This is a genomic window from Corynebacterium sp. HMSC059E07, from assembly GCF_001814395.1.
Taxonomy (GTDB): Bacteria; Actinomycetota; Actinomycetes; order Mycobacteriales; family Mycobacteriaceae; genus Corynebacterium; species Corynebacterium hesseae.
The window spans coordinates 1-3,420 of the sequence record NZ_KV816269.1; the positions used below are offsets into that span (position 1 = coordinate 1).

2 protein-coding genes and 1 pseudogene are annotated in these 3,420 nt (G+C 56.3%); all 3 read right to left on the reverse strand.

Annotated elements, in window-relative coordinates:
• A pseudogene (locus tag HMPREF2967_RS13170) lies at positions 1–849 on the reverse strand (adhesin); the annotation flags it as partial.
• Positions 850–1,419: 570 nt separating this feature from the next.
• Positions 1,420–2,766 (reverse strand): formate-dependent phosphoribosylglycinamide formyltransferase, encoded by a 1,347-nt coding sequence (purT, locus tag HMPREF2967_RS00290; RefSeq protein WP_070684488.1) that lies wholly within the window; start codon positions 2,764–2,766, stop codon positions 1,420–1,422.
• Positions 2,767–3,014: 248 nt separating this feature from the next.
• The coding region (locus tag HMPREF2967_RS00295) for a hypothetical protein (protein WP_158014658.1) at positions 3,015–3,420 on the reverse strand (406 nt) is incomplete at its 5' end.

Below are 3,420 nucleotides of genomic sequence, written 5' to 3' on the forward strand. Positions count from 1 at the left end.
AGACGAAGTCGACGGGGACGGCTCCGGCTTATCCGAGTCAGACGGCTTGGGAGAAGTAGTCTCCTCACCCGGAGTTTCGTCACCATCATCAGGCAAACCTGGCTGGTCTACCGGAATCACAGACTGTGCACGCGAATTACGATTCTTATTGGGATGCACAACGGTGATATACGCATCGGCAGGCTGCTGCGCGATCTCTACAGTCGGATCTTTGACAAGCTGCGGGTTGTCAACAGATCCTTCGATTTTATAACCCGTAAGTTGGGTGAACTCTTCGTGCGAACCGGTAAACGCCGGAAAATACTTCTTATCATTCTGCACGATAGTGCTGGCCGGCCAGCTCTTTGGGTTTTGCGACGAGTTAAGGAACATCAGAAGGTAAACGTAGTAATTAGCAGCCGACTTGCTATCCCCCTTAGCAGCTGCTGATTCCATCTTCCGACCGAGATTAATCACCGCGTCATGGTAGGTCGCGTCATACTCAAGCTTCGTGGCGTTCTTTTTGTCATATTTTTCGAACGTATTAAGCGGAGTCTTAGCATGCGGCTCAATACACCAAGCCCAGCCGACATTATTATCTTTGTTTCCGCCGTTGTTGAAGCCGGGCCCCGCTGGTTCACCTGCCCAAACAAGCAGACCCCAGTTGTAATCCGCCGCGAGGTGCTGCGGATCTTTTTCTTCCTTCTTGCTCTCGTTACCCAGCGAAGTGTTGGGCGTGAAATCGGTCGGCTCAGCCGCACCGGCCTTCGCCCAGGGAACGGTGACCATGGCCGCAATCACTGCTATTGCTGTGAAAACAGCAGTAAGGACCATCCACCCCTCTCTGGAGATATTCCTTAATTTACTCATCGTTTCCTCTTCGAATGATGTGAATGTCTACAAGTTGCTTTGCACAGCAGTAAGTTTCCGCTGAGACAATCTGAAATCTGGACGTAGGTTTTTACACCCTGACCGGCGATTCTCCTTAAGAATCTCACGTACTCTTATAGTCCACTCAGGATACTATCATCGCTCACAGCTAGCCGCAAGATAGTTGATTGCTGCATAACTTTTCCTTATACCCCCACATGTCGACAATTCGGCAGGTAAAACGTGCTATGCGCTCGACCTTTGGGCCGTTTTTCGCCAATACGTTCCCCTAAATGTTGACGTGGCACATAACCCAGATTTTCTTAGATTTCTCCATTTAAGGTTTCTTAAGTTTTTGCATAAGCGTTTCTTTAAGGCGGCGCTGCGCCGACCGGCTTCCCCGGACGAAAGAGGCCCGCACGAGTCACCCCAACCCGCCGGCAACTAGCCCCCAGAAATGCGCAGAAGTGGCCATACGTAACACGCGGCCACTTCAATCACATTCGGTACCCCACTCCCCTGTCAAGGCGTGGGGTACCATTCCCCTTAACTTATAACGTCACTGTTTCTTTAATCGTCGGTGGAGCGGATGAGTTTCGGGTCGACGTCGACAACCGGCTCTGGGACCTCAATTAGCTCAATGTCGGAGACGGCATTGGCGGTAGGCTCCACGGGCTGTGAGTCGCCGTGGACGGTTTTATCAGTATTCGGCCCAACAGTAATCTTTCCGGCCGCGAGCGCTGCCCTGTCGCGGGCGGTCTCAACATCCTCGGCGGTCGTAGCCACCATGCCCATGCGGCGGCCGGCGTAGGCCCAAGGCTTTCCAAACAGGCGCACGTCGGTCTCTTCATAGGATAGGGCGGTGTCGAGGCCGGAGAAGGAGACGTCGTCAAGCTCGGCGTCCGCGTGCAGGATGACCGCAGCACCAGGGCTGACCATCGTCACGTCAATAGGGAAGCCCAAGATAGCACGAACATGAAGCTCAAACTCAGAGAAGCGCTGCGTGTATCCGGTCAGCATGGCGGTGTCCAAAGGACGCGGTGAGACGGAGGAGAAGTACACCTCATCGCCCGCCACGAAGAGCTCAACACCGTAGACGCCGCGCCCGCCCAACTCGTTGGAGATACGCGCCGCGACGGAGCGTGCATTCGCCAGGGCGTCCTCACTCATCGCCATGGGCTGCCAGGACTCCACCAAATCACCGTGCTCGTGGCGGTGGCCAATGGGCTCACTGAACCACGTGGCCATCTTGCCCGTAACCGGATCGATGGAGCGCACAGCAAGCAGCGTGACCTCATAGTCAAAGTCAACGAAGCGCTCCACCACCACGCGCTTATTATCGGAGGACACGTGGCGCACCATGGCCCAGGCCTCTTCCACATCCTCTTCTTCCTTAAGAAGGACGTGCCCCTTGCCGGAGGTCGTAATATCCGGCTTCACGATGCACGGCAGACCCAACTCCCCCACCGCCTCTTTCAACTCCTCAGCGGACTCAGCAAAGCGATAGGCAGTTACGGGCAGGCCGATGCTCTCAGCCACCTCACGCACGCTCTCGCGGCACTGTGTCAGCTCACAGGCCCGTGCCGTCGGCACGACGGTGGTGCCGAATTCCTCAATACGCATCAGCGCCTCCACTGCGACGGTCTCCACTTCCGGGACCACGTAGTCCGGTTTGATGCGCTCTGTAAGCTCCCACACCTTGTGTGGGTCCCTGATGTCTGCGATGTAGCTAAAGTGCGCGAGCTGCTGCGCGGGGGCTCCTGCGTAGCGGTCCACGGCGTGGACCTCCAGCCCTAAGTTCTGAAAGGCAATTACCAATTGCTTGCCCAGCTCTCCCGCCCCCAAAAGAAGCACCTTGGTGGCGTTTCCTGTCAGCGGGGTTCCGATGTGGCCTGCGATGTCGCCTACGGTAGTCATTCTAGAATTATCGCATACTTCTGGCGCTGCATTGCTTGGCGACGTCCCCCAAACCCCCACCCGCTCAATCTCATCGTTCCCTCACCCGAGCATCAGCGCACAATCCGTCCTTGCTCCAAGATCACCAAAGCCCCCTCCCCCACCGCAGGGAAACGGTGGGAAAGGGGGCTTGGTCTTTAGACTGACCTTCTATGTGTCAGCCGGCCCCCTAAGGGCCGACTGGCCCTCGGTGTACGTCAGTGTCTCTCTTACTTGGAGGAACCGTTGGAAGAACCTGCACCCGGAGCACAAGCATCAGCGATAAGGCCGATAGCCAGCGCACCAGCAGCAACCAAAGCAAGGGTGCTGCCATTGATACCGAAGCGCTTCAGCTGCGCATCAATTCCAGCAACCTGACCAGCCAGCGGGCCCTGGAAGATACCAGCCTGCTTCTGCAGCTGAGTATTCAAAGCCTGAATCTGGCTATCAATCGGAGCCACAAAGTCCTTCAGCCCCGGAATGTTCAGCTGGGAAGCCAAACCAACCGGAATCAGGAACAGCAGTGGGATACCAACACCCAGACCAGTAGCCAAGCAACGCTGGTTCTCATTCGGAGTAGGCTCGTTCGGCTCTCCCGGTTGCTCACCAGCAGGCGTGCCGTTGCCGTTGTTGTCC

Excerpts from the sequence above, each read along its gene's own strand:
- purT (WP_070684488.1), bottom strand. The coding sequence starts at position 2,766 with ATGACTACCGTAGGCGACATCGCAGGCCACATCGGAACCCCGCTGACA.